Origin of the sequence: Stutzerimonas stutzeri, from assembly GCF_013522825.1 — a bacterium.
GTDB lineage: Bacteria > Pseudomonadota > Gammaproteobacteria > Pseudomonadales > Pseudomonadaceae > Stutzerimonas > Stutzerimonas stutzeri_AK.
In genome coordinates, this window is the sequence record NZ_JAAMQZ010000005.1 from 66052 (window position 1) to 79857 (window position 13806).

Below are 13806 nucleotides of genomic sequence, written 5' to 3' on the forward strand. Positions count from 1 at the left end.
GAAATGTGAGCGAAGTAGAGTCCGACAAGACGCCTCGGCAACCCTCGAAGCCGGAACCCGTTACCCCCGCCAGGGAAAATCCATCGAGCACAGCGACCGGCACCACGCAGACCGGCACCACGCACAAGAACACGAATGGTCGCGGCACGCTGGCCGCTCTGGCCTTGCTGGTGGGGCTGGCCGGTCTGGCCGCCGGTAGCTACAGCCTCTGGCAGATGCAGCAACTGGCCGGCCAGGAGCAACAGCGGAGCGAAAGCCTGCAGGCCGCCCGTCAGCAGGCGGCCCAGGTGAACGAGCGCAGCCAGCAACTGGTCACGCGCCTGACACGCCTGGAGCAATTGCCCACGGCGGAGCAGCTGGGCGAGCAGCGGCGTTTGCTGGCGGAATTGCAAAGCGATCAGCAACGGCTTTCCGGGCGTGTCGAACAGGTGCTGGGCGCCAGTCGCGAGCAATGGCAGCTTGCCGAAGCCGAGCACCTGCTGCGCATGGCCATGCTGCGTCTGTCGGCCATGCAGGATGTGAACAGCGCCGTTTCGCTGGTCGAAGAGGCGGACCTGATCCTGCGCCGGCAGGATGATCCGGGCGCCTACGCCGCCCGGCAGAAGCTGCTGGAAGGTCTGGAGGCCTTGCGCAGCCTGCCCGAACTGGACCGTACCGGCCTGTTCCTGCAGCTTGGCGCCCTCGGCGGCCAGGCCAACCAGCTGAGCGCCCTGGCGCCGGAGTTCCAGCTTGGCCAGGCCCGCGAGAGCCAGGGCGACAGTCGCTGGCGGCAGTGGTTGGACGAGCTGACTCGCTACGTGCGGATCGATTTCAATGCGGGCACCGACGTCAAGCCGCTGCTGGCCGGGCAAAGCCTGGCGCAGGTGCGACTGGCCCTTTCGCTGGCCATCGAGCAGGCGCAATGGGCCGTGCTCAACGGCAACACCGAGGTCTATCGGCAGTCGTTGGCCCAGGCCGTGCGCCTGATCGAGGATCACTTCAACGAGGACAACGGCCAGAGCCGTGGTCTGCGCGACCGCATCGAAGCGCTGTCCGCGCGGCAGGTATCGGTCACCCTGCCGGATCTTGCTCCCGCGCTGCAGACCCTGCAGGCCTATGTGCAGAAACGCCAGACCGGCAAGAGTGACGAAGCGCCTGCCGGCGAGGCCGAACAGGCAGGCGAAGAGGATGTGCGCTCATGAAGCGGCTGGCCCTGTTCCTTATCGTTCTGCTGGCCATTGTCGGCGCCGTCGGCTGGGCCGTGTCGAAGGACGCCGGCTATGTCCTGATCAGCTATGACCGCTTTCGCTACGAGTCGAGCCTCTGGGTTCTGCTCGGGCTGCTGGCCTGCCTCTGGCTGCTGAGCGTGCTGGTGCACTGGGTGCTGGGCCTGTTGCAGGCATCCGGTGCGCTGGTCAATCCCTGGTCGCGCCGTCATCGCGAGCGCCGTATCGCCAAGGCATCGCGTAGCGGGCTGCGCGAGCTGGCTGAAGGCCAGTGGAGCAACGCGCTCGTTCATCTGCGGGTCGCCGCCGAGCATGACCGGCAGCCGCTGGTGCATTATCTGGGCGCTGCCCGGGCAGCCAGTGAGCTGGGTGAGCATGAGCAGAGCGACGAACTGCTGCGCCGTGCGCGCGAGCGTGAACCCGAAGCCGGCCTGGCTATCGGCCTGACCCAGGCGCAGCTGCAGATCGCCAGGGGCCAGTATGCCGAGGCGCGGGAAACGCTGAACGGGTTGCATGACGAGCATCCGCGTCATCATCAGGTGCTGACCCTGCTGCAACAGCTCTATGTGCAGCTGCGCGACTGGCCCGCCCTGTGCCGCCTGCTTCCGGAGCTGCGCAAGCACCGTGTACTGTCACCGGCACGCCTGAGCGAACTGGAGCTGCTGGCGTGGACGGCGGCCATCGAACAGTCTGTGCTGCTTCCCGAAGCAACTGCCGAAGAAGCCCGGCAGGCGCTCGGGCAGCGCTGGCAGAGCGTGCCGAACGGCCTGCGCAACGAGCCCGCGCTGGTACGTGCCTATGCCGATGGCCTCGCGCGCCTCGGGGATGAGGCCAGGGCGGAGGAGGTTCTGCATGCGGCGCTCAAGCGGCAGTTCGATGATCGCCTGGTCGAGCGCTATGGGCGTGTCCAGGGGCGTGAGCCGTCGCGGCAGCTGAACCATGCCGAAGGCTGGCTGAAGGATCATCCCGGCAATGCCGAGCTGCTGCTGGCGCTGGCCCGGCTGAGCCTGCGCAACGAACTCTGGGGCAAGGCGCGCGACTATTTCGAAGCCAGCCTGCGCCTGGAGCACCGCCCGCAAACCTGCGCCGAACTGGCTCGGCTGCTGGCGCGACTCGGTGACAAGGAACGCAGCAACCGGCTGTTTCAGGAGGGGCTCGGGTTGGTCGAGGGGGCGAGCGACAGCCGATTGCCGGTAATCAGCAACAGTTAGCAATAGGACAGGCGCTCAAGGGCGCCTGTTGTCACGATCAGGGCGATTGCGCTATGGCGTTATTCTGCGATGGTCGTTCGATAAAAGCGCTGGAGGCTGGACGAAAAAACGCCATGTGCGCTCGAACCTGGATCGCTTGTCGTTCAGCCTCCAGCTTTCCAGCGCTGTTTTCGGCTCTTTGAGCGCATGGCGCGATCGCCCTGCTGTCACGATGAGCACGCTTGCAGCTTGCCACGCAGGCTAATACCGTAGCGAGCTTTTCCTGCCTGCGGAGCCATCATGAACCTGGCCAGCCCTCGTTCTCTCTTTCTTCTGGCATTCATCGGCTGCGTGCTGATGATGATCGCCGCACTCTACCTGGAGCATGTGGTCGGCCTGGCGCCATGCCCGCTGTGTGTCGTGCAGCGGATCTGCGTGATCGGCTTCGGCCTGGTCTGCCTGGTCGCCGCGTTGCACGGGCCGCGCAAGGCCGGACGGCGTGGCTATTCGATCCTGGCCCTGCTGTTCGCGCTGGCGGGTGGCGCGACGGCCATTCGGCAAATCTGGCTGCAAGGCCTGCCTGCCGACCAGTTGCCCAGTTGCCTGCCCAGCCTCGAATACATGATGGATGCACTGCCGTTCCAGGAGATTGCCCGCCTGGTGCTGCATGGCACGGCCGAGTGCGCCGAAGTCAGCTGGACCCTGCTCGGCATGAGCATTCCCGAATGGACCCTGCTGTCGTTCATCGGCATGTCGCTGTTCTGTGTCTGGCAGTTGCTGCGCCGCGATTGAGGTAATTTGTCTGCGCGCGTGAATGATCGCTGCGCTGGGTGGTCAAGATTGCAGATCGGCGCGTTCCGCTAGCCTGCTCGAGCGCCGAACAATTGTCCGCGCAGCTTGAAGCTTCGATCGCCGGAGCTTAGTCTGCTCGGACAGCGTCTGATTCCGCCGTTGCGCGATCACTCGGCCAAGGCGATATCACCAGACAAACATGTCTCGGAAGGCGTAACAGACAATATCGATTAGGGAAGTGAGGTCATCATGCTCGAGAGCTGTCGGAACGCCCAGGAACGCTGGGGAGGTGTACACCTGCTGATCGACCGCTGGCTGCAGGAGCGCCATGCACTGATCAAGGTATTCGATGAGCTGAAGGGCGCAGAGGCTGCGCTGAGCCGTCCGGCTTTGCAGAGCTTTTGTCAGATCCTGCTGGACTATGTCTCGGCGGGGCATTTCGAGATATACGAACAGCTGCTTCAGGAAGCCGAGGCCTTCGGCGACAAACGTGGCCTTGAGCTGGCCCATCAGATATACCCGCGCATCGAGGCCATTACCGATGTCGCCGTGGCATTCAACGATCGTTGTGACAAGGGCGACTGCCTGGACAGCCCAGGTCTGCATGACGAATTGCAGCATCTCGGACAGTTGCTCCACGAGCGTTTCGAGCTTGAAGATTGCCTGATCGAAGTTCTGCATATGGCGCACAAGCAGGCCGCAGCTGCGACCGTCTGAGTCGCACGCCGGCTCTGTCCGATAGCGTGTTGCTCGCAGTGCGGCTGCGTTCCGAAAGTCCGTAGAGGGCAGGGACGCCGAGTCATGCGCGCGAATATTCAGCGCGTAAAAGCTTCGCGGGCATGGCCCGCTCCGCAGGGGGGCGTCCATCGGCAGCAGCCAACAGGGACATAGCTTTTCACCGGCCTGCTAATATGGCCGGACCCATATCGCCAGGAGGCGTCTTCATGCCCGCGAAGAAAAAGTCGGTTACCACTCCGTTGCATCTGCTCGAGCAGCTCTCGCGCAGCCTGGTGGTACATTTGCAGAAAGCCTGCGACGACGCGCAGAAAGAGCCGGAGCTGCTGCTTGCCAAGCTCGAAAAGCAGCGTGGCAAGGTTCAGGAAAAACTGGTCAAGGCTCGGGCCAGGCTCGACGAGGCGGGTAATGCTGGCAAGTCGAAAGCGCAGGCCAAGGCGCGCTCGAAACTGGCCGAACTGGATGACATGCTGGCGCTGCTGCAGGCGCGGCAAAACGAAACCCTGAGTTATCTGGCCGAACTCAAGCGTGATGCTGAAAAGAGTCTGACGCTCGCCCAGGGTGTTACCAAGGTCGGGCAGGCTGCCGTGCAGGCACTGGCCGCGCGCGACAAGGCTTCTGCGCCAGTCGCGAAAGCACCGGCACGGCCTTCTGCTCGGACTGCCAAGCCTGCAACCAAGGCTGCTCCAGCCAAGCCTGCAGCAGCTTCGACCCGTTCAGCCGCAGCCGCTACCCGTGCCCGCAAGCCTGCTGCGGCGCCGAAACCGGCTGCTGCCGCTCGGCCCGTTGAAGACAAACCGACTGCAACGAAAGCGCCTGCTGCCCGCCCAGCCGCCAGCCGCAGCAGAGCCCCCGCTGCGCCAAAGCCCGCTGCAACCAGGCCTGCGGCGGCAAAGAAGCCGGCTACCCGCAAGCCGGCTACGAAACCGACGATAGAGTCCTGATCTCAGCTGTCTTGGCCTGCTTGCAGAGCCATCGCCGTGCGCCGCAGCTTTTCCAGCGGCGCACGCGTATCAGTGTTCAGAGGGCAAAGCGCGCTCAGCCAGTCGACTGATCCCAGCTCCTCCGTCCAGTGCTGCGTTGCCTGTTGCAGCCGGTCGAGCTGGATATATTCAGCGTCCAGCTCCAGCTGCTTGACCCGCTCGCGCAAGGCGCTCAGTGCGCCATCCGCCGCAGCCTGTTGGCGCCAGGCCTGGCGCAGGCCGCGTAGCGGCGTGATCACCTGAGACTGCCAGTCATCGCCAAGCCGCCTCAGCTGTTGCAGGCGCTCTGCCGTACAGGCGACGGCGCGGCGCTCCAGCCAGGCGCCCGCGAGCAACAGGCAGACATCCGCGCCGGCGGCCTGCAGCTCAAGACAGGCGCTTTCCACGCCAGGCTGTGCGTAGCAGGTCAGAGCAAAATCGCGCAAATCGTCGTGGCTCATCGGTGGTGATTTTTTTTCATGGGCGCCCGGATGGATTCCAGGCGAACTGATAAACTCCGCCGCCATTATGATCCGACTTCAGAACCTGACTCTACAGCGTGGCCCCCAGCGTCTGCTGGAAGGCGCCGAGCTGACCCTGCATCCCGGCCAGAAAGTCGGGCTGGTCGGTGCCAATGGCGCCGGAAAATCCAGCCTGTTCGCCCTGCTGCGCGGTGAATTCACCCCCGATGGCGGCGATTGCCAGTTGCCGCCGGACTGGCGCATCGCCCATATGCGCCAGGAAGTCGATACGCTCGACCGCCTGGCCGTGGACTATGTGCTCGATGGCGATGTTCAACTGCGGCGGATTCAGGCCGAGCTGGCGGCTGCCGAGGCCGGGCATGACGGCAGCGCGCTGGCGCGGCTGCACACCGAGCTGGACAACGCCGACGGCTACAGCGCCGACGCGCGCGCGCGCAAATTGCTCGCCGGCCTTGGCTTTGCCAACGAGCAGATGCTGCTGCCGGTGAGCAGTTTTTCCGGCGGCTGGCGGATGCGCCTGAACCTGGCGCAGGCGCTGATGTGTCCCTCCGACCTGCTGTTGCTCGACGAGCCGACCAACCACCTGGATCTCGATGCGATCCTCTGGCTGGAGGCCTGGCTGAAGAGCTATCCCGGCACCCTGATGCTGATTTCTCATGACCGCGACTTCCTCGATGAGGTGGTCGGCAACGTGGTGCATGTCGATCAGCGCAAGCTGATTCTCTATCGCGGCGGTTATTCCGCCTTCGAGCGGGCGCGTGCCGAGCGCCTGGCGCAGCAGCAGCAGGCGTTCGAGAAACAGCAGGCGCAGCGCGAGCACATGGAAGATTTCATCCGCCGCTTCAAGGCCAAGGCGAGCAAGGCGCGCCAGGCGCAGAGCCGGATCAAGGCGCTGGAAAAGCTCGAGGAACTGGCGCCGGCGCATGTCGATTCGCCATTCGACTTCGTCTTCCGCGAAGCGGACAAGGTCTCCAGCCCCCTGCTGGACCTGACCGAGGGCGCGCTCGGCTATCCCGGCAAACGGGTGCTGGACAAGGTCAAGCTGCAACTGGTGCCCGGCGCGCGCATCGGCCTGCTCGGCCCCAACGGCGCGGGCAAATCGACGCTGATCAAGACCCTGGCCAATGAGCTGCAACCCCTGGGCGGGCGCCTGCAGCGCGGCGAGAACCTGGTCATCGGCTATTTCGCCCAGCACCAGCTCGATGCGCTCGACGCCAAAGCCAGCCCGCTACTGCACTTGCAGCGTATCGCCCCGGGCGAGCGCGAGCAGGTGTTGCGCGATTTCCTCGGTGGCTTCGATTTTCGCGGCAACCGCTGTGATGAGCCGGTGCTCAACTTTTCCGGTGGCGAGAAGGCGCGCCTGGCACTGGCGCTGATCGCCTGGGGCAAGCCCAACCTGCTGCTGCTGGACGAACCGACCAACCACCTGGATCTGGAGATGCGCCTGGCGCTGACGCTGGCCCTGCAGGATTTCGAGGGCGCGGTGCTGGTGGTTTCGCATGATCGGCATCTGCTCAAAAGCACCACCGATGAATTTCTGCTGGTGGCCGAGGGGCGGGTCGTCGGGTTCGAGGGCGATCTTGAAGACTATGCCCGCTGGCTGGCCGAATACCGTGTTCGCCAGCAGCCCGTCGCTACGACCGATTCGGCAGGCGAGAAGACCGACAAACGCATGCTGCGCCAGGCGGCTGCGGCGTTGCGCCAGCAACTGGCGCCTCTGAAGCGGCAGGCGGAAAAGCATGAAAAGGACCTGGCCGGCGTGCATGAAAAGCTCGCCCAGGTCGAGGCGCGTCTCGCCGATACCGCGCTCTACGAAGTGGCGCGCAAGGACGAACTGCGTGACCTGCTGGCCAGGCAGGCGGAGTTGAAGGCGTGCGAAAGCGCGCTGGAAGATGCCTGGATGGAGGCGCTCGAGGCGCTGGAAGCCCTGCAGGGTCAACTTGAGGCCAACCCATGAACGAACAGTTGCTGATTCTTTCGCAAGAATGGGGTGATCAGCTCTTGCTGGGCTTGCAGGTGCTGTTGATCCTGCTGATCGCCTATATCCTGCAGCGCTTCGTGGTACGCGGCCTGACCCGACTGGGCAGTCGTTATCCGCTGCCGCCCGAGCTGCTGTTGCCGCTGCGTGGCGGCATCCGCTGGTTCATCATCGGCGGTGCGCTGATCATGGTGCTGGAGCGTTTTGGCGTTTCGGCAACGGTGCTCTGGACGGCCTTTTCCGGTTTCGTGGCAGTGGCGGCCATCGCCTTCTTCGCCATCTGGAGCGTGCTGTCGAACCTGCTCTGCGCCGTGCTGATCATGACCGTCGGCCCCTTTCGCCTCGGCGACCTGGTGGAGCTGGTGGAGAGCTTCGAGAAGCCGATCGTCAAGGGCCGGGTGATGGATATCAACCTGCTCTACACTACGCTGCAAGAGGTGAACGAAGACGGAACCGGCGCGACCGTGCAGGTGCCCAACAGTCTGTTCTTCCAGAAGGTCGTGCGCCGCTGGCGCGGGGCCGAGATTCAACCAATCAAATCTACATCCAACGAGTAGCCTTTCATGGAATGGCTTAGCAGCCCGGAAATCTGGGTCGCGTTTCTGACCCTGACCGCCCTGGAAATCGTCCTGGGCATCGACAACATCATCTTCATCTCCATTCTGGTCAGCCGCCTGCCCAAGGCGCAGCAGCCCAAGGCACGGTTCTTCGGCCTGTCGCTGGCCATGGGTACGCGAATCCTGCTGCTGCTCTCGATCACCTGGGTCATGCGTCTGACCGCGGACCTGTTCACCGTCTGGGGCGAAGGCGTCTCCGGGCGCGACCTGATCCTGTTCTTCGGCGGCCTGTTCCTGCTGTTCAAGAGCACCATGGAAATCTGGCACAGCGTGGAAGGCGAAGAGGAAGAGCAATCCGCTGCGGGCGGGGCGGTGAAGGCGAGTTTCGTCAGCATCATCCTGCAGATCGCCGTCATCGATATCATCTTCTCGCTGGACTCGGTGATCACCGCGGTTGGCCTGGTGGACAATGTGCCAGTGATGGTGGCGGCGATCATCATCGCGGTCGGTGTGATGATGCTGGCTGCCGGCACCATCAGCGACTTCATCGACAAGCATCCGACCCTGAAGATTCTGGCGCTGTCATTCCTCATCGTGGTTGGCACCCTGCTGGTGGCCGAAGCGTTCGATGTGCACGTGCCCAAGGGCTACGTCTACTTTGCCATGGCCTTCTCGCTGGGCGTCGAGGCGCTGAACATTCGCATGCGCAAGGCCATGAAACGCCCGCTCAAGGAACCGGTGAAACTGGGCCGGGACATGCCCAATCTGAAGGACTGAGCCATGTCGCTTGAAACCTGGCTTGCCTTCTTCGTCGCCTGCTGGGTGATCAGCCTGTCGCCGGGTGCCGGCGCCATCGCCTCGATGTCCTGCGGGTTGCGCTATGGCTTCTGGCGCGGCTACTGGAACGCCATTGGCCTGCAGCTGGCGCTGGTGCTGCAGATTGCCGTCGTCGCGGCGGGGGTGGGCGCGGTGCTGGCGGCTTCGTCGCTGGCGTTCAGCCTGATCAAGTGGTTCGGTGTCGCCTACCTGCTGTGGCTCGCGTTCCGGCAATGGCAGGCGATTCCCGAGGCGCTGGACGATTCGGCCATGCCACGGCCCATCGGGCGTCCGTTGGCACTGGTGTTCCGGGGCTTTCTGATCAATGCCAGCAATCCCAAGGCGATCGTCTTCATCCTGGCGGTGCTGCCGCAGTTTCTCGACCCGCAACGACCGCTCGTGCTGCAGTACGTGGAAATGGCGGCGACCATGGTGATGGTCGATCTGGTGGTGATGGCCGGCTATACGGGCCTGGCCGCCAGGGTCCTGCGGCTGCTGCGCACCCCGCGCCAGCAGCGCCTGGTCAACCGCAGCTTCGCGACGATGTTCGCCGCTGCCGCGGCATTATTGGCGACGGTGCGAAAAGCGGCGGCGTAGGTCGGGTCACGCTTCACCGACCCGACGAGCGGAGTTGAGGCTTCCCTCGGGTTCAACCGTCGGATTACGCCTTTGGCTAATCCGACCTACAACTGCTCACATCCCATAGGGCCGAACTTGTTCGGCCTCTTGCGACAGGTGGCCGAACAAGTTCGGCCCTACGGCGGTGGGTGACGGTTTCCGTTGAAGCAGCGTGACCCACCTCCGTAGCTGCCGGCCCGGTGAGCCTTATTTGCTGACCGTCAGCTCCAGCACCCGGTCCACCAGCTTGTAGATGCCCGAGGCTGCTTCGCTGATCGATTGCGCCAGCATATAGGCGGGTGTGGTGATGAGTTTGTGTTTCGAATCCTCGGTGATCTCGCTGACCTCGCAGGGCTGGTGTTCGGCGCCCATGGTGCGCGCGGCAGCGGCTGCCGGATCATCATCATTGCCCAGGGTGCAGACCACGCCGGGGCCGAAGACCTGTGCGGCCATGGTCGGTGCGATACACATCATTCCGACGGGCTTGCCTGCCTGGGCAAAGGCCTGGGCGGCGGAGAGGACATCCGGCAAAACTTTGCAGTCGGCACCCTGACTGGCGAAGTCGGACAGATTCTTCGCCGCGCCGAAACCGCCCGGCATGATCAGGGCGTCGAACTCCACGGCATCCAGCTCGCGCAGGTCCTTGATCTCGCCACGGGCCAGGCGCGCCGATTCGGTCAGTACGTTACGAGACTCGGGCATTTCCTCGCCGGTGAGGTGATTGATCACGTGCAGCTGCGCAATGTTCGGTGCGAAGCATTGCACCTTGGCACCGCGCTGATCCAGCCGCAGCAGAGTGATGACGCTCTCGTAGATTTCCGAGCCGTCGTAGACGCCACAGCCGGAAAGAATCACGGCGACTTTCTTGTTCATGGTGGTACTCCTGGTCAAGTTCAAACGGCCCGGTCTGACAGGGCGCTGCAGAATGTATTCGATGCTACTGCCTGGGGCGGATCAAGGTAAATCCCGCTCTGTAGTCTTGGATTCGCTGCAGGTGCGCGCGTTCATTGCTGCGCGCTGAATGCTCAAAGCACTGGCAGACATCGGCATGGCTGGCGACAATGGTCGGGCTTTGGCGTCGCGCCCATATCGCTGTCATGTTCTCGTCATATGGGCGGCCTATAACTGTCATGTTCGCCCGTTCTGCGGGCCAGGAGTTCGTCGTGAGTCTCGTTCCCGCCAGCCGGCTGTTCCCCGCCACTCGTCTGCGTCGTAATCGTCGTGATGATTTTTCCCGGCGCCTGGTGCGCGAGAACGTGCTGACAGTCGATGACCTGATCCTGCCGGTGTTCGTGCTCGACGGCGAAAACCGCCGCGAGCAGGTGCCCTCGATGCCGGGTGTGGAGCGGCTGTCCATCGACCTGCTGCTAAAGGAGGCTGAGGAACTGGTGGCGCTGGGTATCCCGGCGCTGGCGCTGTTCCCGGTCACGCCGCTGGAGAAGAAATCGCTCGACGCCGCTGAGGCCTGGAATCCAGACGGTATCGCCCAGCGCGCCACCCGCGCGCTGCGTGAGCGCTTCCCCGAACTGGGAATCATCACCGATGTGGCGCTCGACCCCTTCACCACCCATGGCCAGGACGGCATCCTCGACGCGGACGGCTACGTACAGAACGACGTCACCGTCGATGCGCTGGTCAGGCAGGCGCTGTCCCACGCCGAGGCCGGTGCTCAGGTGGTGGCACCGTCGGACATGATGGACGGTCGCATCCAGGCCATCCGCGAGGCGCTGGAAGTGGCCGAACATCACAACGTGCGCATCATGGCCTACTCGGCCAAGTACGCCAGCGCCTACTACGGGCCGTTCCGCGACGCGGTGGGCTCGGCGGCGAACCTGGGCAAGGGCAGCAAGAATACCTACCAGATGGACCCGGCCAACGGCGACGAGGCGCTGCACGAAGTCGGCGCCGATCTGGCCGAAGGCGCGGATATGGTGATGGTCAAACCGGGCCAGCCTTATCTGGATATCGTCTGGCGGGTCAAGGAGGCTTTCAAGGCGCCCACTTTCGTCTATCAGGTCAGCGGCGAGTACGCCATGCACATGGCGGCGATCCAGAATGGCTGGCTGAGCGAAGCGGTGATCCTTGAGTCTTTGGTCGGCTTCAAGCGTGCCGGAGCCGATGGCATTCTCACCTATTTCGCCAAACAGGCGGCACAACAGTTGAAACGAGGGCAGTGAGCCCTCCGAGGCAGAGCGATGAACAGTCAAGAACTCAGCGAGCAGGGCCTGCAGGAGATCGTCAACGGTGAAGTGCTGGAACAGACGGTGTCCGAGGCGGAGCTGGTGACGCAGCCCGAAGTGGTCGAGGAAGCACCGGCGGTGGTGATTGCGGTGCCGAACCTGGACGACAGCAGCCTGTATATCCACCGCGAGCTGTCGCAGCTGCAGTTCAATATTCGCGTGCTGGAACAGGCGCTGGATGAATCCTGCCCGCTGCTGGAGCGGTTGAAGTTCCTGCTGATCTTCTCCAGCAACCTCGACGAGTTCTTCGAGATCCGTGTCGCTGGCCTGAAGAAACAGGTCACCTACGCCCGCGAGCAGGCCGGTGCCGATGGCCTGCAACCGCATCAGGCGCTGGCGCGTATTTCCGAGCTGGTGCATGAGCAGGTCGACCGCCAGTACAGCATCCTCAACGAGGTATTGCTGCCCGAACTGGCCAAGCAGCAGGTGCGTTTCATCCGCCGGCGTCACTGGACGGCCAAGATCAAGACCTGGGTACGGCGCTATTTCCGCGAGGAAATCGCACCGATCATCACCCCCATTGGCCTCGATCCGACCCACCCGTTCCCGCTGCTGGTGAACAAGAGCCTGAACTTCATCGTCGAGCTGGAAGGTATCGATGCCTTTGGCCGCGACTCCGGCCTGGCGATCATTCCGGCGCCGCGACTGCTGCCGCGCATCATCCGCGTGCCCGAGGAAGTGGGCGGGCCGGGCGCCAACCATGTGTTCCTCTCGTCGATGATTCACGCCCACGCCGACGATCTGTTCCATGGCATGAAGGTCAAGGGCTGCTACCAGTTCCGCCTGACCCGCAACGCCGACCTGTCGGTGGATACCGAGGATGTCGAGGATCTTGCCCGCGCGCTGCGTGGCGAGCTGATGTCGCGGCGCTATGGCGATGCGGTGCGTCTGGAGGTCGTCGATACCTGCCCGGCGCACCTTGCCGACTTCCTGCTCAAGCAGTTCGGCCTGGGCGAGAGCGAGCTGTATCGTGTCAATGGCCCCGTCAACCTGACCCGGCTGTTCAGCGTCACCGGTCTGGACAGCCACCCGGAGCTGCAATACACGCCGTTCACTCCGGCAATCCCGAAGCTGCTGCAGAACAGCGAGAACATCTTCAACGTGGTCGGCAAGCAGGACATCCTGCTGCTGCATCCCTATGAGTCCTTCACGCCGGTGATCGACCTCCTGCGCGAAGCCGCCAAGGACCCCTGCGTGCTGGCGGTCAAGCAGACGCTGTATCGTTCCGGGGCCAACTCGGAAATCGTCAATGCGCTGGTCGAGGCGGCGCGCAACGGCAAGGAAGTCACCGCGGTGATCGAGTTGCGGGCGCGCTTCGACGAGGAATCCAACCTGCAGCTGGCCAGTCGCCTGCAGCAGGCCGGGGCGGTGGTCATCTATGGCGTGGTGGGCTACAAGACCCACGCCAAGATGATGCTGATCCTGCGGCGCGAGAATGGCGAGCTGCGTCGCTACGCGCACCTGGGCACCGGCAACTACCACGCCGGTAACGCGCGGCTGTATACCGACTACAGCATGCTGACCTCCGATGATGCGCTCTGCGAGGACGTGTCCAAACTGTTCAGCCAGCTGATCGGCATGGGCAAGACCATGCGCATGAAGAAGCTCCTGCATGCGCCCTTCACCCTGAAGAAGACCCTGCTCGACCTGATCGCCCAGGAAACCCAGAATGCCGCCGAAGGCAAGCCTGCGCACATCATGCTCAAGGTCAACTCACTGACCGACCCGAAGATGATCAAGGCGCTGTACAAGGCCAGTCAGACGGGCGTGCGCATCGATCTGGTGGTGCGCGGCATGTGCTGCCTGCGTCCGGGGATTGCCGGGGTGTCGCACAATATCCAGGTGCGCTCGATCATTGGCCGCTTCCTCGAACACAGTCGGGTGTTCTACTTCTTCAACGGCGGCGACGAGAAGCTCTACCTGTCCAGCGCCGACTGGATGGAGCGCAACCTCGACCGGCGAGTGGAAACCTGCTTCCCGGTGGAAGGCAAGAAACTGCTGACACGGGTGAAAAAGGAACTGGAAGCGTTCCTGACCGACAACACTCTGAGCTGGCTGCTGCAACCCGACGGCAGCTACGTGCGTAACAGCCCCAGTGGCAACCAGCTTCCACGCAACGTTCAGGGCACCCTGCTGGAGCGGCTGACCAGCCCGCCGGTCGGCGGGCGCTGAGCGCTATCAGCTAGTATGCTGGCTTCTGTGGGAGCGGCTTCAGCCGCGATATTCGTGGA

General features: G+C 63.6%; 13 protein-coding genes. 11 read left to right on the forward strand and 2 right to left on the reverse strand.

Annotation, left to right across the window (positions count from 1 at the left end):
- The first annotated feature begins 5 nt into the window (after positions 1-5).
- The 5 genes from G7020_RS04930 (at position 6) to G7020_RS04950 (ending at position 4866) form a co-directional block, all read left to right on the forward strand.
- On the forward strand, positions 6-1181 hold the full coding sequence (locus tag G7020_RS04930; RefSeq protein ID WP_181082822.1) for a uroporphyrinogen-III C-methyltransferase: 1176 nt from the start codon (positions 6-8) through the stop codon (positions 1179-1181).
- A complete protein-coding gene (locus G7020_RS04935; protein WP_181082823.1) occupies positions 1178-2416 on the forward strand; it encodes a heme biosynthesis HemY N-terminal domain-containing protein in 1239 nt (412 codons plus the stop codon). The genes G7020_RS04930 and G7020_RS04935 overlap by 4 nt, the downstream gene beginning before the upstream one ends.
- Positions 2417-2695: 279 nt before the next feature.
- Complete coding sequence (locus G7020_RS04940) at positions 2696-3187, forward strand: disulfide bond formation protein B (RefSeq protein ID WP_181082824.1); 492 nt, start codon at positions 2696-2698, stop codon at positions 3185-3187.
- A gap of 249 nt (positions 3188-3436) precedes the next feature.
- On the forward strand, positions 3437-3904 hold the full coding sequence (gene rsd / locus G7020_RS04945; RefSeq protein WP_181082825.1) for a sigma D regulator: 468 nt from the start codon (positions 3437-3439) through the stop codon (positions 3902-3904).
- 227 nt (positions 3905-4131) lie between these two features.
- Positions 4132-4866 (forward strand): AlgP family protein, encoded by a 735-nt coding sequence (locus G7020_RS04950; RefSeq protein WP_181082826.1) that lies wholly within the window; start codon positions 4132-4134, stop codon positions 4864-4866.
- Positions 4867-4868: 2 nt separating this feature from the next.
- Here the strand turns inward: G7020_RS04950 and G7020_RS04955 are convergent, their stop codons facing one another.
- Positions 4869-5345, reverse strand: coding sequence for a TIGR02444 family protein (locus G7020_RS04955; protein ID WP_181082827.1), 477 nt, complete (start codon positions 5343-5345; stop codon positions 4869-4871).
- Between the two features lie 67 nt (positions 5346-5412).
- Here G7020_RS04955 and G7020_RS04960 point away from each other — a divergent pair, with 67 nt between their 5' ends.
- The 4 genes from G7020_RS04960 to G7020_RS04975 are packed head-to-tail and all read left to right on the forward strand — an operon-like array spanning position 5413 to position 9314.
- Entirely contained in the window at positions 5413-7323 is a 1911-nt protein-coding gene (locus tag G7020_RS04960) for an ATP-binding cassette domain-containing protein (RefSeq protein WP_181082828.1), read from the forward strand.
- Positions 7320-7901, forward strand: a complete 582-nt coding sequence (locus G7020_RS04965; RefSeq protein WP_181082829.1) for a mechanosensitive ion channel domain-containing protein — start codon at positions 7320-7322, stop codon at positions 7899-7901. Before G7020_RS04960 ends, G7020_RS04965 begins: the two co-directional genes overlap by 4 nt.
- Positions 7902-7907: 6 nt before the next feature.
- Positions 7908-8678, forward strand: coding sequence for a TerC family protein (locus tag G7020_RS04970; RefSeq protein WP_181082830.1), 771 nt, complete (start codon positions 7908-7910; stop codon positions 8676-8678).
- 3 nt (positions 8679-8681) lie between these two features.
- On the forward strand, positions 8682-9314 hold the full coding sequence (locus G7020_RS04975; protein ID WP_181082831.1) for a LysE family transporter: 633 nt from the start codon (positions 8682-8684) through the stop codon (positions 9312-9314).
- A 228-nt stretch (positions 9315-9542) separates the two neighbouring features.
- Here the strand turns inward: G7020_RS04975 and elbB are convergent, their stop codons facing one another.
- A complete protein-coding gene (elbB, locus tag G7020_RS04980; RefSeq protein ID WP_181082832.1) occupies positions 9543-10208 on the reverse strand; it encodes an isoprenoid biosynthesis glyoxalase ElbB in 666 nt (221 codons plus the stop codon).
- Between the two features lie 290 nt (positions 10209-10498).
- Between elbB and hemB the strand changes: the two genes are divergently transcribed.
- Both hemB and ppk1 read left to right on the forward strand, forming a co-directional pair.
- Entirely contained in the window at positions 10499-11512 is a 1014-nt protein-coding gene (gene hemB, locus G7020_RS04985) for a porphobilinogen synthase (RefSeq protein WP_181082833.1), read from the forward strand.
- A gap of 18 nt (positions 11513-11530) precedes the next feature.
- Complete coding sequence (gene ppk1, locus G7020_RS04990; protein ID WP_181082834.1) at positions 11531-13747, forward strand: polyphosphate kinase 1; 2217 nt, start codon at positions 11531-11533, stop codon at positions 13745-13747.
- Positions 13748-13806 lie beyond the last annotated feature (59 nt).

Bases quoted from the DNA above. Each gene is read 5' to 3' on its own strand.
- G7020_RS04935 (WP_181082823.1), top strand. From the start codon at position 1,178: ATGAAGCGGCTGGCCCTGTTCCTTATCGTTCTGCTGGCCATTGTCGGC.
- G7020_RS04940 (WP_181082824.1), top strand. From the start codon at position 2,696: ATGAACCTGGCCAGCCCTCGTTCTCTCTTTCTTCTGGCATTCATCGGC.
- rsd (WP_181082825.1), top strand. From the start codon at position 3,437: ATGCTCGAGAGCTGTCGGAACGCCCAGGAACGCTGGGGAGGTGTACAC.
- G7020_RS04950 (WP_181082826.1), top strand. From the start codon at position 4,132: ATGCCCGCGAAGAAAAAGTCGGTTACCACTCCGTTGCATCTGCTCGAG.
- G7020_RS04955 (WP_181082827.1), bottom strand. From the start codon at position 5,345: ATGAGCCACGACGATTTGCGCGATTTTGCTCTGACCTGCTACGCACAG.
- G7020_RS04960 (WP_181082828.1), top strand. From the start codon at position 5,413: ATGATCCGACTTCAGAACCTGACTCTACAGCGTGGCCCCCAGCGTCTG.
- G7020_RS04965 (WP_181082829.1), top strand. From the start codon at position 7,320: ATGAACGAACAGTTGCTGATTCTTTCGCAAGAATGGGGTGATCAGCTC.
- G7020_RS04970 (WP_181082830.1), top strand. From the start codon at position 7,908: ATGGAATGGCTTAGCAGCCCGGAAATCTGGGTCGCGTTTCTGACCCTG.
- G7020_RS04975 (WP_181082831.1), top strand. From the start codon at position 8,682: ATGTCGCTTGAAACCTGGCTTGCCTTCTTCGTCGCCTGCTGGGTGATC.
- elbB (WP_181082832.1), bottom strand. From the start codon at position 10,208: ATGAACAAGAAAGTCGCCGTGATTCTTTCCGGCTGTGGCGTCTACGAC.
- ppk1 (WP_181082834.1), top strand. From the start codon at position 11,531: ATGAACAGTCAAGAACTCAGCGAGCAGGGCCTGCAGGAGATCGTCAAC.